The following is a 16901-nucleotide window of genomic DNA, read 5'->3' as shown; positions in this document are numbered from 1 at the left end:
GGGCGGCGGCACCTCGTAGCCTCATTCCATGCGTCTTCGTGTGGCGATCTGTATTGCGGCGACTGCGATCATTGCCGTCGGGTGTTCGACGCAGGGCAGTGGCGGGCCCAAAGAAGCAGGTGGGACCCAGGAAGTAGGCGGGCCCCAGCAGGCAAGTGTCACTGCTGATCCGGTTTCAGAGGCGAGCGCAACGGCGCCTAGCATCATCGTCCTGGACGCCTCGGGGTCGATGAAGCAGGACGACGCTCCCGGTCCTCGAATCGATGCCGCCAAGAACGCGATTCACACTCTTGTCAGTGGTCTTCCAGACGACACAGCGCTCGGTCTGATCGCGTACGGCACCGCCACAGGTAGCAGCGACGCCGAGAAGGACGCGGGTTGCCGCGACATCAAGACCGTCGTGCCACTCGGACCACTCGATCGAAATGCATTCGCAGCGGGAATCGACGGGTTGTCCGCGTCGGGATACACGCCGATCATGGCTGCGCTTCAACAAGCCGCCGCCGCACTCCCGACCGATGGCGAGCGCACGATCATCCTCGTCGCCGACGGAGAGGACACCTGCTCAACCGAACCTCCATGTGAGTCCACGGAAGCGATACCTCACGATCCTGACCTGACTATCCACACAATCGGATTCAAGCTCGACGCCGCTGCGTCCGGCCAGTTGAAATGCATCGCCGACGCGACCGGGGGCATGGCGATCGACGCCGCCAACGCAGCGCAACTCACCGCACGGCTGGCGGTTGCCTCGAATCCCGAATCCGCACGGGAGCGACTCTCCACCAGCGGCTTCCGTAACCTTCGGATCGGCAAGACGGAGGAGGACGCACGGAAAGCGGCCGACGATCTGGCGTCGGTATCGAAGACCGGAACGGTGGTGGTCGAATGGCAAGACTGCGAATTGACCTTTACCGATGGCGTTCTCGTCGAAATTGCACCCCGGACCGGTGCTGTCACACTGGACGGACTGGCCGTCGGCCAGAAGATGCAGCGCGCCGCCGAACTGTACGGTCCCTTCACTGCCACAACCAATTCCGACGGCGAATCGGTTGCAGTCTTTCCGGCCGACTCCGAAGCAGGAACCGGGTATCGCATCACCTTCACACCCGAAGGCAAGAAAGCGGATGAGGGAACTATCACCCGCATAGTCCTCTGCCGGTGCTTGCCCGCGACTGCGGGATCATCGGCGGGCGGTACACCCACCGAGATCGTGAATCTTGTTGCCGTCGACGGTTCCGGCAAACCCAAATCCGGTTGGAGTGTCAAGACACCGGCCATGAAGATCAGCGAGTGCTACGGAGCATCTCAGTCGGCCGTCACGCCGGGAGTCATCACCTGCGGAAGCACCGCAGACGGGGCGGACGCGTGTTGGGTCGGCCCGGAGCCCGATTCGATTCTCTGCCTGCAATTTCCCTGGGGAACAGAACTGATCACCGCTCGAGGCGTGGACGGCGTCGAGGCCTATCCGCCGCCCGCCGACCCGACTCCCTTCGGGCTCGAACTCGAGAACGGCCTTCTCTGCCGCGTCCGGCACGGCGGTTCGTGGCCCTCTGCCGAATCCGGCCCCCGTCTGGCGGGCGCCTACTCCTGCCGAGGGCAAGGGACGGATACACCCATCGTATGGGCCGAAAGCACCTATCCGATCGATCGTTCCGAAGATCGGTGGACCGTGCTGGTCGGACCGTCGAAGGGACCGCTGGAGACCGTCGCCGTCACCAAGGCGATATTCCTTGCCGCCGAATGAGCGCTCAGACGGTTTCGGATTTCCCCTCGGTCAGAACCAGTTCCACGGCCAACAGCGCGGCGCAGGCCAGTCCCGCGACCAGTTCGGGCACCGCCGTGTAGGTACCACCGAGCACGACGACTATCGCGACCGAGAACGGCACGAGGGTGCGTACCGAGGAGTCGTGTAGTCGAACGTGAATGAACCACAAGGCGGCAAGGATGACCGCGACCGGAACGGTGACGGCAGCACCCGTCACCAACGCGCTGCCGTCACCGTGATGAGTCCAGAAGTCGACGCGCGAAGCCAACCCCGCACCGATGGCGGCAGCGGCGGCGAAGATGAAGTAGTGACCGAACCCCCAGACGAAGGGTGAGACGTTGTCACCGCCGATCACTTCGCCTGCATTGCGTTGGAAGTAGAGCCACCACAGGCTGAAAACAATCAGAATGCCGCCGATCACGACGTAGGTGACCTGCGCTGCCGGATGCTCACCGTCGACCGCGTCCTGAATCGCGATGGTGGTCGAGAGGATCGTCTCGCCCAGAACGATGATGAAGAACAACGAGTACCGCTCCGCGATGTGATGCGGGTGCCACGGCGTCATGCCCGGCTTCTCCGACCAGATCGGTACCGCGAATTCGCACAGAACCAACACCAGGAACGTCGGGACGTAAATGGCGGATGGAACGAAGTAGAAACCGATCCAACCGATCTGGACCAACACGATTCCGAGAGCGTATCGACGAGCCGTGAGCGCATGTTCGGGGTCGTTCCGCGACACCCTGAGCCATTGGATGACCAGGGCTATTCGCATGATGACGTAGCCGACGATGATGAGCAGGGCGTCGTCGTTGAAGAAGCGGACGATGCCGGCTGCAAGGACCAGCGATCCGAGGATCTGGAAGATGGTCAGCAGCCGGGCGATTCCGTCGTCGTTGTCGTACGCCGAGGTGAACCACGTGAAGTTCAGCCACGTCCACCAGATCGCGAAGAATGCCATCGCGAAGTGCCCGACGCCCGAAGCCGCGTGCCCTTCGCTGATCGCGTGGTGCAGACCGGTGGCCGCTTGAGCGACCGCCACGACGAAGCAGAGGTCGGTGAGCAGCTCGAGCGGCGTCGCCACCCGATGCGGCTCGTGCGGATCCCGCGGAACCAACGGCCGGATGAACGAACTGGTGCGATTCACGAAGGGCAGAGTAGCGCGATGATTGCCGACGCGCTGCCCGTGACTGCAACCTGTCGTCTCAGATATTCACGCCGACGCCCCGATCTGGGCTCGGATTTCCAACTGATCGGCGAGTTCGGCGCCTATCGCCCCCGCGCTCCCCAAGGTGAAGGCGATCTGCCGTCCCCACAGGAAATAGCGGTGAATCGGGTAGTCGACGTCCGCTCCGATTCCGCCGTGCAGGTGCTGGGTCGCGTGCACCACGCGCAGGCCGCCGCGCGACGCCCACCATTTGGCGACCAGCGCAGCTGCTTCCGCTTCGCTCTCGACTCCGCTGTCCATCAGCCAGGCAGCGCGGTGCGTGGTCAACCTTGTGCTCTCGGTGTCGAGGTATGCGTCGGCGGCCCGGACGGCAACTGCCTGGTTGGTCGAGAGTGGACGACCGAATTGCACTCGCTCGGAGGTGTATTTCGCCGTCATCGCCAGCGCTTCCTCGCAGACGCCGGTAGCCAGGGCCGCAAGAGCCACCCGTGCACGCCGCAACGTCCAGTCTCGAACCACCGCGCCGTCGGCGGGAAGTGCGTCAGCTGCAGTAACCGCAACCCCGTCGAACTGCACAGCACTGTTGCTCTCGCGGTTCGTCACCGCAAGCGGTGTACGCACCAGCGCGTCCCGGTCCGTGGGCACGATCATGACGCTGACACTGCCGTCCGGCATCGTCACCGGAACGACCAGCGCGGCCGCGAACTCCGCGGCAGGCACGGAGTCGACGTGGCCTGACAGAACCCAACCGTCAGGCGCCGGCTCGGCGCGAACCGCCGTCTCGGCGTTGTAGCCGGTGTCGAATGCGCCGGTGACGATCACCGAGCCGTCGAGCAGTCCCGGAAGCCACGACGCTTTCTGCTCCGTGCTGCCGAACTCGGAAATCGGCAGCGCCGCCGTGGAAATCACCGACCAGAGCGGCACCTGGGCGACCCGGCGGCCCTGTTGTTCGAGCACCGCAGCCAGGCCGAGCATTCCGAGTCCTGCTCCCCCGACCTCTTCCGGCAGAGCGATTCCCAGAACGTCGGAGTCGGCGAGGAGCTTCCACAGTTCGGCGTCGAAACCGCTGGTGCTCTCCACTTCCCGCAGTCGGTCCACTCCGGACTTCGCCGAGAAGATCGATTCACTCAGATCCCGCACGGCGGACAAGTTGTCGTCGAATTCGAATTCCATGTCAGCTCTTTTCGTTCTGTGCAGCGGGCCGGCGACGCGCAGCAAGCGCCATGCCCAGGCATTTTGCGGCGACAATTTCACGCATCACTTCGTTGGTACCACCACCGAAGGTGTTGTTCTGGGCGCGCCGACCCAGGTTCTCGACCCGCCCTTCCAGTACCGCTCCGGGTGTACCGGGGCGCAGTAAGCCTTTGGCACCCAGCACTTCCTGCAGCATGCCGTACGCACTGACGACGGCTTCGGTACCGAAGATCTTGGCCGCGGCCGAATCCCCGCCGCCCAAGGTGTTGGCGGCGACGTCCGCCACCAGTCGCAGGTTCATCAGGTCGGCGGCGCTGAGCAGCGCGTAGACTTCCGCCAATTTCTCACGTACCCAGCCGATGTCGTAGACGTGGCCGTCACCGGCGGGTTCTGTCTTTGCCCACTCGACCACCTCGGCGAAGAGCTCGTTGGCGATGCCACCGCGTGCTGCCAGGGCAACACGTTCGTGGTTGAGCTGGTTGGTGATGAGCTTCCACCCCTGATTGAGCTCACCGACGACATTGCTGATCGGCACCCGAACATCTTCGTAATAGGTTGCCGAAGTGCTGATTCCGCCCACAGTGTGAATTTCGGTGACCGAGAACCCCCGCGAATTGGTCGGTACCAAGACCACGGAAATGCCCTGATGCGTCGGCGCGTCAGGATCGGTGCGAACGGCAAGCCAGACCCAGTCGGCAAACACACCCGCACTGGTGAAGATCTTGTTGCCGTTGATGACAAGCTCGTCGCCCTCGATGCGGGCGCGTGTTTCGAGTGCCGCGAGATCGGTGCCCGCATTGGGTTCGGTGTAGCCGATGGCAAAGATCAATTCACCCGCCAGGATCGGACGCAGGAAGAAGTCCTTCTGAGCTTGCGTCCCGTGCTTGATCAGAGCGGGTCCGACGGTGTTCAGCGTGACCAGTGACAGCGGCGCATTCGCGCGAATCACTTCGTCGTAGAACACATACAGAGCTTCGGGGTTCTCACCCCGACCGCCGAATTCCTCCGGCCACCCCAAGCCCAGCCAACCGTCTTTACCCATCCGGCGCAGGATACGATCGAAGACGGGGCCGCCTTCGGTCTGATCCACGAGAGCACGGCGGTCTTCGTCGTTGATGATCTCTGCGAAGTATGCGCGCAATTCCTTGCGCAGAGTCTTCGACTCCTCCGACAAATCCAAGTACATGGTGAAGCTCCTAAGATCTACGAACGCGGCAGGCCGAGTACGCGCTGCGCGATGACGTTGAGTTGGATTTCGACGGTTCCGCCGCCGAACAGAATCGAGGGAAGTCCGATGTGGTCTATCGCGTAATTCGCCGACGGGTCGACAACTGCGGCGCGCGGTCCGAGCAGTCGCAACAGGTCCCGCGAGCCCTCGCGCTGCGCCAGGGCGTTGTACACCTTCGACACGCTGATCTCGGCGCCCGGTTCCTGACCCGCCAGTCGCGCCGACACTCCGCGCAGATTCATCGCGGACAGTGCCAACTCACGAGAGATACTGCGGCCGAGGCCTTCCACTGCATCTTCGCGGGGGCAGTCGTGGCTCGCGTCGGCAATCACCTGACGGAACAGTCGACTCGAACCGTGATGCAGCGTGCTGCCCATGCTCAAGCGTTCGTTGGACAGCGTTGTCGCAGCCAGTTTCCACCCTTGCCCCGGTTCGGCCACCAGGCAGTCGTCCGGGACGAAGACGTCGTCGAGGAATACCTCGTTGAATTCCGACTTGCCGGTGGCTTGCTTCAGCGGACGTACGTCGACGCCCTTCGAGGTCATGTCGACCAGGAAGTACGACAGCCCACGATGTTTCGGAGCGTCCGCGTCGGAACGCGCCAGGCATACTCCCCAATCTGCCTCGTGCGCACCCGAGTTCCACACTTTCTGACCTGACAGGACCCAGCCACCGTCGACCTTGCGCGCTTTCGTGCTCAGACCGGCCAGGTCTGATCCCGCGCCCGGCTCACTGAACAGCTGGCACCAGATGATGTCGGCGCGCAGCGAAGGCTCGACGAACCTGTCCTGCTGCTCGGCGTTGCCGTGTTCGAGAATCGTGGGCAGCACCCATTCCCCGATCACCGTGGACGGTTGAGCCCAACCTCGCATCGCGAATTCATGTGCGATGACGGCCTGTTCCCTCGGTCCCGCTCCCAGCCCGTACGGCGCCCGATAGTGCGGGGCAACCAGTTTGGCGTCGGCAAATCGGGCGCGTCGAGCGCTCCCCTTGGCCGGCGCCCAACTGGCGCTGGTGGTTCCGTCGTCGGGCAGCAGCGCAACCTCGTCCAGAACCCTACGAACCTGCTCTCGTAACTCCGGCAGCATTTCCGGGTCGACAAAGGAGAAATCCCGTTCCGAATCGGCGGACCGGTCTCCCAATGTGTGTGCCCACTTCACCTCGGAACCCGCCACTGCCGCGATACTGATCGCCCGGCGCCAGTACAGATGCGCGTCATGCTCCCAGGTGAATCCGATTCCGCCGAGCAAAGTTACACATTCGAGGGCGTTCTCGATGCCGACGGGCAAAGCGGCCAACGCAGCTTGAGCCGAGACAAGTTTCTGCTGATCCTCGTCGTGGTCTTCGGATCGAGCGGCGTCCCACGCTGCAGCACAGGCAATCTCGGAGCGGACCAGCATCATGGCCGCCTTGTGCTGAACTGCCTGGAAGCTTCCGACCGGACGGCCGAACTGCTGCCGGGACTTCACATAGTCGACTGCGGTCCGTAGCGCCCACCCGGCGATACCGCTCGCCTCCGCAGCCAACACCGTGTTGACGATCAGTTCGGTTCGGTGCGCCTGGAGGCCGTCGACGATCAGCCCAGCCTCGACCTGGTGATCGGTCAACGTCAGTGTTCCGATCGACCGTGTCAGATCCACCCCGTCTTCGATCACCACCGCAGCGGAAGTCGACGGTTCGAGCCGGAACCACAACTCGCCGTCTTCGCTGTTCGCCCGCACGAGAACGACATCAGCTCCGGGCAGACCCAGAGTGGGGTCGGCAGAACCGCTCACCGTCCACCCAGCGTCGCTTCGAACCGCGCGCAATCCCGCGCCTGTACAGACTGCTCCGGTTGCACCGGCGGCCAATTCGGTCAGCATTGCTTCCGCAGCCGAGCCTGCGGCTGTTGCGAGAATCCCACTGGCGATGACCGTCGGAACGTACGGTCCCGGATAGAGCGCATCACCCAATTGCTCGACTACCACTGCAAGTTCGGCAAGACCCGCCCCGTCACCGCCGTACTGCTCCGGCAGGTGCACTGCGTGCAGGCCCTGACGGACCAACCCATCCCACGAGTCCGGCCGATCACCGGCGGCGTACCGCTTGACGTTGCTCCGCGTATCGGCGATTCCACCGAAGCGGTTCGCGAATGCGGCTACCGCTTCCGCCAGGTCACGGTGATCTTCGAGCAGGGGTAGTGCCATGGCAGGTTCCTCAATCTTCGATTCTTGTCAGATGCGTTCGAGAATCAGGCAGGTGGTTGCGGCGGACGCGCAGATCGCGATCAGTGCGATGGACTTGTTCCGGCGCTCCAATTCGTCGATGACATTGGCCAACAGTCTGATTCCGGTTGCACCGGCCGGGTGGCCCAGTGCGATTGCGCCGCCGTTGACGTTCAGCAATTCGGGATCGACGCCGTGAACCTGCGCGAACGACATCGGTACCGAAGCAAATGCCTCGTTGACCTCGAACAGATCGATGTCGTCGATTGTCAGCCCGGTGCGTCCGAGCACGATGTTTGCCGCGTCGACGGGACCGTCGAGCATGAACTCGGTGTCACCGCCGATGACGCACTGCGCCAGTATCTTTGCCCGTGGCCGCACGCCGAGGGCCTTGGCTCGATCCTCGGACATCAGCAGAGCGGCACTCGCACCGTCCGAGACCTGCGAAGACGTTCCAGCGGTGTGCAATCCGCCCTCTTGAACGGTGCGCAGCTTCGCGAGCCCTTCGAGAGTCGATTCGCGCAGACCCTGATCACGGTGAACCGGAACGTCAGAGCCCGGAGCGACCACATCGATGATGTGCGAGTCGAAGCGTCCTGCCTCCCAGGCTGCTGCGGCTCGCTGCTGCGAGCGCAGCCCGAAGGCGTCGAGATCCTCGCGGCTGAAACCGCGCTTGACAGCAATCCGATCGGCCGCGGTGTACTGGTCGACGGTATCGAGTGACCACGACTCCGGACGCGGCGTTCCCAGACCGGTACCCACCTTGTACGTCAACGGAGCGCGGGACATCAACTCGACACCGCACGCCACACCCACGTCGACTGCACCGATGGCAATCTGCCCGACGATCAACTGCACCGATTGCTGCGCTGTGCCGCACTGCGCGTCGATCGTGGTGCAACCCGCTTTCAACGGAAGGCCCGCATGCATCCAGGACGTACGCACGATGTTTCCGAACTGCTCACCGAGAGGCGTCACACAGCCGCCGATGACCTGGTCGACCGCGTCAGGATCCACGCCCACCCGATCCAGCACGCCTCTCTGCGCATAACCCAACAGTTCCGCCGCGTGGACTCCGGACAGCCAACCCTCACGCTTGCCGAACGGCGTTCGTGCTGCGTCCACGATGACGGGCTTCATGCCAACTCCTCGGTTCGTAGTGCCGGGTTCTCCGGTAGTGCTGCGCCGTCCAGACCGCGTACGGTCAGGGACCACTCGTCGATCAGGTCCAAGCTGACGCTCGAGCGCGCGGTGAACTCGGTGTCGCAATCACACAGCGCTGTGACCGCTTCCACCATTTCTTCCATAGATTCGACCTGATCCGGCCGGATAGTCTCACCGACCAGGACTCTGGCGCCCTCACTGAGCACCGCTGCCCGCGGTTGAACCGTGTTGACGCGAACCCCCTGGCCGTAAAGTTCCACGCCCATGCCGTTGCTCATCCTGTTGAGCGCTGCTTTGGACGCGCCGTACACGGTCATGGCAGTTCCCGGTTCGACCCACGTGAACGGCGGGCCATGCCACGGTTTGACGGTGCCACTGGACACGTTCACGATCCAGCCGTATCCGTTTGCCACCATCCCCGGCACCACGGCTTGCATCAGATCGAGCGGTGCATGGACATTTGCCTCGAACATCAAACGTCGCCGCCGCAGTGGGTAATCCGACAGCGGCTGATAGATCGCCGCTGCCGCGTTGTTCACCAGGATGTCGATCGTCCCGCCAAGCTTCTCGATCGCCAGCGGCACCACCGTGTCGCGCTGCTGCTCGTCCGTCAGATCTGCGACAACTATCTCGACTTTGGTTCCGTACTTGGCAATTCGAGCCGCAGTCTCTTCGAGACTGCCCGGCAGGGTTGCATGCGTGCCGAGCGTCCGAGCCACGAGGGCGACGTCGGCACCCTCGGCTGCCAGTCGCTCCACGACGCCCGCACCGATTCCGCGACTGGAACCGGTGACAAGCGCTCGGCGGCCGTCAAAGCGCCTCGTCATGCTATTTGAACTTCGAGGCGAAGCGATTGATGCTCTCCGCAATCCGAGTAACTTCGTCGTCACGTAGGCCGTGACTCATGCCGAGCGTCATTCCTCGGGCAAAGACCGCGTCGGCTTCCGGCAATCCTTCGGCCGGCTGACGGAACTCGATGTTGTTCATCATCGGGTGACGAGTGACGTTGCCGCTCCACACAGTTCGTGTGTCGATACCGTCGGCCTCGATGGCTTCCTGCAGGTCGCTGCGCGTGAAGGGGGCGTTCTCGTTGATCATCACCGGGTAACACAGCCACGCCGTGTCGAGACCGTCGAGTTCTACCGGCGTCGTGAAGAATTCAGGATGGGCGCCGTATGCCGCCGTGAAGGCCGCAAACGTTGCCTTACGCGTCTTGTAGTTCTCTTCCAGCTTGTCGAGCTGCACGACGCCGTAGGCTGCGCCGAGTTCGGAGGGCTCGAAGTTCCATGACATGAGCTCGAAGATGAAGTCGTTGTCGTAGTCGACGCCGTCGAGTTCTTCACGGAAGACTCGGCCGGACTTGGTACTACCGAACAGATTCGGCTCGCTGCGACGGCCCCAGCGGCGAAGCAGCAAAGCCTGGTCGCGGCTGGCTTCGTCGTCGACGCACACCATTCCACCGGTTCCCGCGCACGTGATGATGTGTGCCATCGAGAAACTGGTGACGACGATGTCCGCCCGAGACCCGGTGGGAGAACCGCGGAGCGTGGCGCCGATCGCGTCACACGAATCCTCGATCACCTTGAGTCCATGGCGATCAGCGATATCACGAATGACGTCCCAGTCCGGGCAGTTGCCGGCGAGGTTCGGCATCAGGATGGCACCGGTCTTCTCGGAGACCATTGCCTCGATCTTGGTGACGTCGACGTTGAACGTGTTGGGTTCCACGTCCACGAACACCGGCACCAGACCGGCACGCACGATCGGTGCGATATCGGTGGAGAACGTCAACGGCGACGTGATGATCTCGCTTCCCGTAGGCAGTCCGAGCAGCTCGACTGCCAAGTACAAACCCGAGGATCCCGAGTTGCACATGACGCCGAACTTCTTGCCTGCCAAGGCCGCGATACGTTCTTCCATCTCGAAGACGTTCTTGCCGATGCGCAATCCTTGATGACCGCTGCGCAAGACGTCGACAACCGCCTGTATTTCTTCCTCGCCGTGTGTAGCCCTGGCGTAGGTGATCCGCTCACTCATCTTGTTCCTGCTTTCTCGAATAGGCGGCAGATTCAGCGATCTGCCGAGAGGACGAGCGCACTGTGCGGGACGGGAGAGCCGCCGGTCACGAGCACGTTGTCCAAAGTTTTGGTGGGTTGGTTGGTGGAGGTACCGCGGATCAGGCGAACACCTTCGGCAATACCGTTGACGCCGTGGATGTATCCCTCACCGAGTTGACCGCCGTGGGTGTTGATCGGCAGGCGACCGTCCAGCTCGAGATTGCCGTCGGCGATGAAGTCTTTTGCCTCACCCCGACCGCAGAATCCGTACTCCTCGAGTTGAAGCAGAACCATCGGAGTGAAGGCGTCGTAGAGAATTGCGGCATCGATGTCGTCCGGGCCGATACCGGCCTGGTCCCATAGTTGGCGCGCCACGAGTTCGACTTCCGGCATGCTGTCGATGTCGTCGCGGTAGTAGCTGCTCATCGAAATCTGTTGTGGACCTACACCTTGCGCAGCACCGCTGATGATCGCAGGTTTGTGCGGCAGGTCGCGGGCGCGCTCCGCGCTGACGATGACCAGCGCCTGTCCACCGTCACTTTCCTGGCAGCAGTCGAGCAGACGGATGGGGTCGGCGATCATGCGCGAGTTCTGATGATCCTCGATAGTGATCGGGCGTTCGTAGAACCAGGCCTTCGGGTTGTTCGCGGCATGCTTGCGTGAGAGAACCGAGATCTGACCGAAGTCGGCGCTGGTTGCCCCGTACTTGTGCATGTAGAGCTTGGCGAGGAAGGCTTCCTGCTGCGCCGGGGTCAGAAGCCCGTACGGGTTGATCCAGTTCCGATACTCCTGGTCCGTCGACGCGTTGTACGCAAAGGGTGGTGGCCCGGCGCCGAATCGGTGACCTGATCTTTCGTTGAAGGCACGGTAGACGACCACGACGTCGGCGACACCACTGGAGACGGCAAGCGCGGCTTGTTGAACCGGTGCACAGGCGCCGCCGCCGCCGTGTGGAATACGACTGAAGAACGTCAGTTCCGGGATCCCGAGAGCGCGTGCGACCGCAATCTCGGGATTGTTCTCCATGGTGAACAGTGCAAATCCGTTCACCTCTTCTGCCTCGATGTGAGCGTCGTCGAGCGCGGCGATCACGGATTCGCACGCCAACTGCCATTCACTGCGACCGGAGTTCTTGGAGAACTCGGTGGCGCCGATCCCGGCGATGGCGGCTTGCCTCGAAAATCCTCGTGTCATGCGATTACCCTTTCCGCCGGTTCGAGGGTCACGTCGGCTGTCACGTGCGTTCCGCGAGCGTTCTTGCCGAGAACCGTCACGGTGAGCGTCCGGCCGTCGGTGTCGATCACTTTGCCGGTGAACGTCATGGTGTCTCCGGGAAAGCTCGGAACACCAAGCCGTAGTGATGTTTTGACGATTCGCGATCCCGGGCCTGACCAGTCGGTGATGTAGCGGTCGATGAGCCCGTTGGTGGTGTTGATGCTCATGAAGATGTCGGGAGTTCCGCGATCCTGCGCCTTGCCCGGATCGTGATGCACGTCCTCGAAATCCTGAGAAGCGATCGCCGTGGCGACGATGAGCGTTCGGTCCAACGGCAGTTCGAGGCTGGGAAGGGTCGAACCTACCTCGTAATCAAAAAGATTCGTCATTGCACCGATCCCCGTCGCCTCAGTTGCGGCAGCATCTCGCCGTGAGCGTGCTCGGAGAACGCCACTTCGAGTTCCATACCGAATTCGAGTTCCTCGTGATCGATGCCCGCGATGTCGGCAACCAGACGCGTGCCTTCTTCGAGATCGACGAGTCCGACGGCGAGCGGGTACTCGAAGGCAGGATCCTTCGGGTGATGAATGACCGTGAAGCTGTGCAACGTGCATCGCCGCGTGGATTCGACTGTGTCCCAACTGAACGAGCGGCATTCCGGGCAGGCGGGCGCTGGCGGGTGGCGCAGAGTCTTGCAATCCGCACACCGTTGGATCTCGAGGCGACCCTCTTTGGCCGCGGAGAAGAAGAAATCGTTGTCGTCGGTGACGGTGAGTCTCGGCACCGCGGTGTTGCGGGAGCCAGTCTCGCTCATGCGATTACCTCCTGGGCTTCGGGCTTGGTATCTGTCTGGGTATCTGGTTTGAATCTGAGCAATCGAAAGCGCTCTTCGACCAGCGTCTTTCCGTCCTGGTCCACGTACTTCTTGAACAGGGTGATGAAGCACCCGTGACCGAGAGCCGTCTGTTTGAACGGTGAGATCGCTTCGATGGTGAAATATGCGGTGACGTGGTCTCCGGGACTCAACTCCGCGAAATACTCCTGCTCGACGTTGGTCGCGACTACGGACGTGTAGCCGGCCTCGTCCAACAGCCCGAGTAGTCGTGAATAGGCGAAATCCTCGGAGGCTCCGTCGGCGCGAAGTTGTTGGACCTGCCGATAGCGGCGGTAGCCCGCCATCACCCAGGTCGAGATCATGGCGGGTGGGCAGACGACGTCTCGACGGCCAGTGCTGCGAGCAGCGTCGGCGTCGACGTAGATCGAGTTGCGGTCGTCGTGTGCCTCGACCCAGTTGCGGATCATCGCCTCGTTGACGGCGTAGCGGGCGACGCGGGGTGGTTCGGCCTCTGCGCCGATGAAATTCGGAAACTGCGTCTGCAGGCTCTGCACTGAAATCCTCCGTGAACGAAAGTTGAGCAAGCGCTTGATTTTGAAGCTAGCATAGGAATCCGGAAGTGGAAACACGCGATCTCACCGACGAATTGGTTCGAGCCGGAGCCATCAGGCAGGATTGCGCTACGTTCGACGCCGGCAGCCCGGCACCCGCGAAACCCTGCTCTGAGCAGGACCGACAACCAGTGGAGATTTCAGTGGCATCACCAGATCGTCGGGAGAAGATCCTGGAGAGCTCAGCCGAGCTGTTCGCCAGGAAGGGTGTCGCCACCACGACCGTTCGCGAGATCGGCGACGCCGCTGGAGTGTTCTCGGGCAGCCTTTACCACTACTTCAAGTCGAAGAATGCGATAGTCGCCGAGCTCATGCGCGGCTTCATCACCGACATTCAACTCCGCTTCGATCAGGTGGAGAAGACGGCGAACGACCCCGAGGACGTCCTACGCGGCCTGATCCGCGAGACCCTGGTCGTCATCGAACTGCACCCGCACCCGACGGCGATCTACCAGAACGATCGGGCGTATCTACGCGACAACGATCTCCTGCAATCCGTCGACGGGCCTTCACGCCAAGTCCGCGAGCACTGGATGAAAGCGATCGCCGAAGGCGTCGATCAGGGAATCTTCCGCAAAGACGTGGCCCCGGAGATTTTCTATCGATCGGTTCGCGACACCCTGTGGTCGACCACGCATTGGCCGGACCGCCAGAAGTACACCACCGAAGAGTTCGCGGATCTGATGATCACACTCTTCCTCTCGGGATTCAGGGTCGCCTGACGAGATCCGGCAGATCGACGTGTTTCGGGGTTCGCCCCTGCGGCAACAGGATCGACACCGCGAATACGACCACCGCGCAGCCCGCGCACACCAGGTAGGCGACGGAGAATCCGGTCCACGACGTGGAATGTTCCGAACCGCCGATCACGAACGCGGCGAGGATCGTTGCCACCGTCGCGCTGCAGATCGTGCTTCCGGACGTCCGCAGAAGTGAGTTCACCCCGTTGGCTGCCGCCAGTCGCTGACGAGGCACGGCAACCAGAATCAGCAGCGAGAGCGTGCTGTAGACGATGGCGGTCCCGACTGCTGTGATACCCAGTGCTGCAACCACTCCCCACAGCGGCTTACCGGCAACGGCGTGAATCCCGTACCCGCCGGCGAGGAACACGGCACCGGTCAACATCGCGGTCCGTGAACCGAAGCGGTCGGTGATCCGCACCGCAACCGGTGAGAACAGCACCATCGCGATACTCGCCGGAATCTGGCAGAGCGCTGCTGCGATGATCGACAGGCCGTACCCGGCGCCCGGCCCCTTCATCCCCTGGAGGAGTTGTGTAGTGATCAGTGTGTTCCCGAAAAATGCGAACCCGACCAGCAGAGCCGCCAGATGCGGGATCAACACCGCACGCTTCACGAGAGCACGGACGTCGACCAGCGGATTGACGTTGCGCCGCTGTTGAATTACCCAGAGCGTGAACAGCACCGCCGACGCGGCCAGCATGGAGATCACCGCTCCGCTGGTCCATCCCCAACTCGATCCCTGAGTGATCGGCACGAGCAGAGCGATCATCGCGGCGCTCAGACCGACAGCCCCGACGCCGTCGAATCTTCCCGACGGATTCGGCTCGGACTCTCGAATGAACAGCACCGCAGCAAGAGTCACGGACAGCCCGATGGCGGTGGTTACCCAGAACAGGACGTGCCAGTTCGAGTACTGCGCGATCATCGCAGAAAACGGTATGCCCAAAGCGGTTCCGACGCCGAGCGTCGAACTCATCATGGCCACTGCGCCGTTGACCTTGTTGCGTGGCAATTCGTCACGCAGCATGGAGATTCCGATGGGGATGACCGCCGACCCGGCTCCCTGCAACGCTCTCGCGAAGATGAGGACAGCGATGTCCGACGACAGCGCACACAACATCGAGCCGAGAGTCATCATCGAGAAGGCAACCAGAAGCATCTTCTTCTTGCCGAACATGTCGGCGAGCCGGCCGAAGATGGGAGTGACGACGGCGCCGACCAGCAGCGTTACGGTCACCAGCCAGGACACGGCCGTGCGTCCAGCGCCTGTGAAGTGCGGCAACTCCGGCAGCAGTGGAACGATGACCGTCTGCAGAACAGCCTGGAACACGGCGGCGGCGACAACGATGGGAAAGAGGAAGCGGGAGCGCGGCTGCGCGAGACTCGCGTCGGGGGTGGTGGCTGCAGGCGTGCCCGGCGGACGGTCGAGCGTCGTCACCCCACACCGCCTGTTCCCACTAGGTAAATATCCGTTCACCTACATTAGGTGAACGGATATTTACCAAGCAAGAATTGTGATGCCGCTCACCCGTCGAGCAGCTTTTGGACAAGTGGTGCGTACAGCGCAACCACTTCGTCCTGGGTGCCGGTGGCATGGCCGGCCATCATCCGTCGGCGCATGATCGCCACTCCGACCACCATCGACATCGCCAGTTCCGCGCGCAATCTCGCGTCGGGGCCGGACAGGCGAGCGGCGAGGGTGTCGATCATCTGCGTCGAATAGTTCTCGCGCAGCTTGCGGTTGCTCTCTTCACTGACGCCGCTCATGAACAACAAGCTCATGGACAGCGGCTTGTACGACTCCAACGGCTTGGTGAACAGCGAGACCATGCGCTCGCCGAGCGAGTCGTTCGGGGCGTCGAAGACCGTGACCGCTGCTGCCCGGAAGTCGACCAACTCGTCGTACAACTGCTCTTTGGAACCGAAGTACTTGATGATCAGAGGTGCGCTGACGCCTGCGTCTTCGGCGATGTCCTTGAGCGTGATTTCGCGGTACGGCCGAGTCGCGAATGCTTTCCCGGCCGACGCGATGATCTGCGCACGCGTCTGCTCGGACGTACGACGCACCTGCTGACCTTGCTCCGTGCCGCTCATCAAGCGTTCCGCGACAATTCACGACGGCCGGACAATGCCCGACCCAGCGTCAACTCGTCTGCGAATTCGAGATCGCCACCCATCGGAAGACCCGAAGCCAACCGAGACACCGTCAGCCCCGGAATGTCTCGCATCATGCGAACGAGATAGGTAGCTGTCGCCTCACCCTCCGTGTTGGGGTCGGTGGCGATGATGACCTCGGACACGTCGACGCCGTCCTCCTGATTTGCGATGCGAGCCAACAACTCCCGGATGCGCAACTGGTCCGGCCCGATCCCCGAGAGCGGATTGAGCGCACCGCCGAGCACGTGATAGCGACCCTTGAACTCACGGGTTCGCTCGACAGCCTGGACGTCCTTCGGTTCCTCCACGACGCAGATCACCGTGCGATCGCGACGTGCGTCGGCGCAGATGCGGCACTTCTCCTGATCGGACACAGTTCCGCACACCGTGCAGAACTGAACGCCGTCACGGATGCGCTGCAATGCATTTTTCAAACGGTCGATCTCGGGAGGCTCCACGGAGAGCAGGTGAAAAGCGATGCGTTGAGCGCTCTTCGGCCCGACTCCGGGAAGCTTCCCGAGTTCGTCGATCAGATCCTGAACCGGACCTTCGTACAC

The 16901-nt window shown here is 62.5% G+C and carries 16 protein-coding genes; 2 read left to right on the top strand and 14 right to left on the bottom strand.

Going from position 1 to position 16901, the window contains the following annotated elements:
- The first annotated feature begins 28 nt into the window (after nucleotides 1–28).
- Entirely contained in the window at nucleotides 29–1747 is a 1719-nt protein-coding gene (locus QM596_RS26155) for a vWA domain-containing protein (protein WP_283310270.1), read from the top strand.
- Between the two features lie 4 nt (nucleotides 1748–1751).
- Here QM596_RS26155 and QM596_RS26150 read toward each other — a convergent pair whose 3' ends face one another.
- From QM596_RS26150 to QM596_RS26100, 11 genes are all read right to left on the bottom strand, one after another.
- Entirely contained in the window at nucleotides 1752–2915 is a 1164-nt protein-coding gene (locus QM596_RS26150; RefSeq protein ID WP_283310269.1) for a low temperature requirement protein A, read from the bottom strand.
- A gap of 66 nt (nucleotides 2916–2981) precedes the next feature.
- Nucleotides 2982–4109, bottom strand: a complete 1128-nt coding sequence (locus tag QM596_RS26145; RefSeq protein WP_214500083.1) for an acyl-CoA dehydrogenase family protein — start codon at nucleotides 4107–4109, stop codon at nucleotides 2982–2984.
- A gap of 1 nt (nucleotide 4110) precedes the next feature.
- Nucleotides 4111–5316, bottom strand: coding sequence for an acyl-CoA dehydrogenase family protein (locus QM596_RS26140; protein WP_019746557.1), 1206 nt, complete (start codon nucleotides 5314–5316; stop codon nucleotides 4111–4113).
- A 17-nt stretch (nucleotides 5317–5333) separates the two neighbouring features.
- On the bottom strand, nucleotides 5334–7544 hold the full coding sequence (locus QM596_RS26135) for an acyl-CoA dehydrogenase family protein (RefSeq protein WP_283310268.1): 2211 nt from the start codon (nucleotides 7542–7544) through the stop codon (nucleotides 5334–5336).
- A gap of 27 nt (nucleotides 7545–7571) precedes the next feature.
- On the bottom strand, nucleotides 7572–8702 hold the full coding sequence (locus tag QM596_RS26130) for a steroid 3-ketoacyl-CoA thiolase (RefSeq protein ID WP_283310267.1): 1131 nt from the start codon (nucleotides 8700–8702) through the stop codon (nucleotides 7572–7574).
- Complete coding sequence (locus QM596_RS26125; RefSeq protein WP_283310266.1) at nucleotides 8699–9553, bottom strand: SDR family NAD(P)-dependent oxidoreductase; 855 nt, start codon at nucleotides 9551–9553, stop codon at nucleotides 8699–8701. The genes QM596_RS26130 and QM596_RS26125 overlap by 4 nt, the downstream gene beginning before the upstream one ends.
- 1 nt (nucleotide 9554) lies before the next feature.
- The gene (locus QM596_RS26120) at nucleotides 9555–10763 is read right to left on the bottom strand and encodes a DegT/DnrJ/EryC1/StrS family aminotransferase (protein WP_283310265.1); all 1209 of its coding nucleotides are present in this window, start codon (nucleotides 10761–10763) and stop codon (nucleotides 9555–9557) included.
- 32 nt (nucleotides 10764–10795) lie between these two features.
- Entirely contained in the window at nucleotides 10796–11977 is a 1182-nt protein-coding gene (locus tag QM596_RS26115; protein WP_230816589.1) for a lipid-transfer protein, read from the bottom strand.
- On the bottom strand, nucleotides 11974–12387 hold the full coding sequence (locus QM596_RS26110; RefSeq protein ID WP_283310262.1) for a hotdog family protein: 414 nt from the start codon (nucleotides 12385–12387) through the stop codon (nucleotides 11974–11976). The genes QM596_RS26115 and QM596_RS26110 overlap by 4 nt, the downstream gene beginning before the upstream one ends.
- Nucleotides 12384–12812, bottom strand: coding sequence for a Zn-ribbon domain-containing OB-fold protein (locus tag QM596_RS26105; protein ID WP_007731532.1), 429 nt, complete (start codon nucleotides 12810–12812; stop codon nucleotides 12384–12386). Before QM596_RS26105 ends, QM596_RS26110 begins: the two co-directional genes overlap by 4 nt.
- The gene (locus tag QM596_RS26100) at nucleotides 12809–13387 is read right to left on the bottom strand and encodes an FAS1-like dehydratase domain-containing protein (protein WP_029254297.1); all 579 of its coding nucleotides are present in this window, start codon (nucleotides 13385–13387) and stop codon (nucleotides 12809–12811) included. The genes QM596_RS26105 and QM596_RS26100 overlap by 4 nt, the downstream gene beginning before the upstream one ends.
- A 65-nt stretch (nucleotides 13388–13452) precedes the next feature.
- Between QM596_RS26100 and QM596_RS26095 the strand changes: the two genes are divergently transcribed.
- Nucleotides 13453–14166 (top strand): TetR/AcrR family transcriptional regulator, encoded by a 714-nt coding sequence (locus QM596_RS26095; RefSeq protein WP_175413859.1) that lies wholly within the window; start codon nucleotides 13453–13455, stop codon nucleotides 14164–14166.
- On the opposite strand, the gene QM596_RS26090 is transcribed toward QM596_RS26095, so the two are convergent.
- From QM596_RS26090 to recR, 3 genes are all read right to left on the bottom strand, one after another.
- Nucleotides 14153–15625 (bottom strand): MFS transporter, encoded by a 1473-nt coding sequence (locus QM596_RS26090; protein ID WP_283310260.1) that lies wholly within the window; start codon nucleotides 15623–15625, stop codon nucleotides 14153–14155. The two genes, QM596_RS26095 and QM596_RS26090, sit on opposite strands and share 14 nt — an antisense overlap.
- An 86-nt stretch (nucleotides 15626–15711) precedes the next feature.
- Complete coding sequence (locus QM596_RS26085) at nucleotides 15712–16281, bottom strand: TetR/AcrR family transcriptional regulator (protein WP_007731538.1); 570 nt, start codon at nucleotides 16279–16281, stop codon at nucleotides 15712–15714.
- A complete protein-coding gene (gene recR, locus QM596_RS26080; RefSeq protein ID WP_003943917.1) occupies nucleotides 16281–16901 on the bottom strand; it encodes a recombination mediator RecR in 621 nt (206 codons plus the stop codon). Before recR ends, QM596_RS26085 begins: the two co-directional genes overlap by 1 nt.

The organism is Rhodococcus sp. IEGM 1406 (assembly GCF_030056745.1).
Taxonomy (GTDB): domain Bacteria; phylum Actinomycetota; class Actinomycetes; order Mycobacteriales; family Mycobacteriaceae; genus Rhodococcus_F; species Rhodococcus_F erythropolis.
Note: the sequence above shows the minus strand (reverse complement) of the source record. Positions and strands in the feature narration are given on the sequence as shown.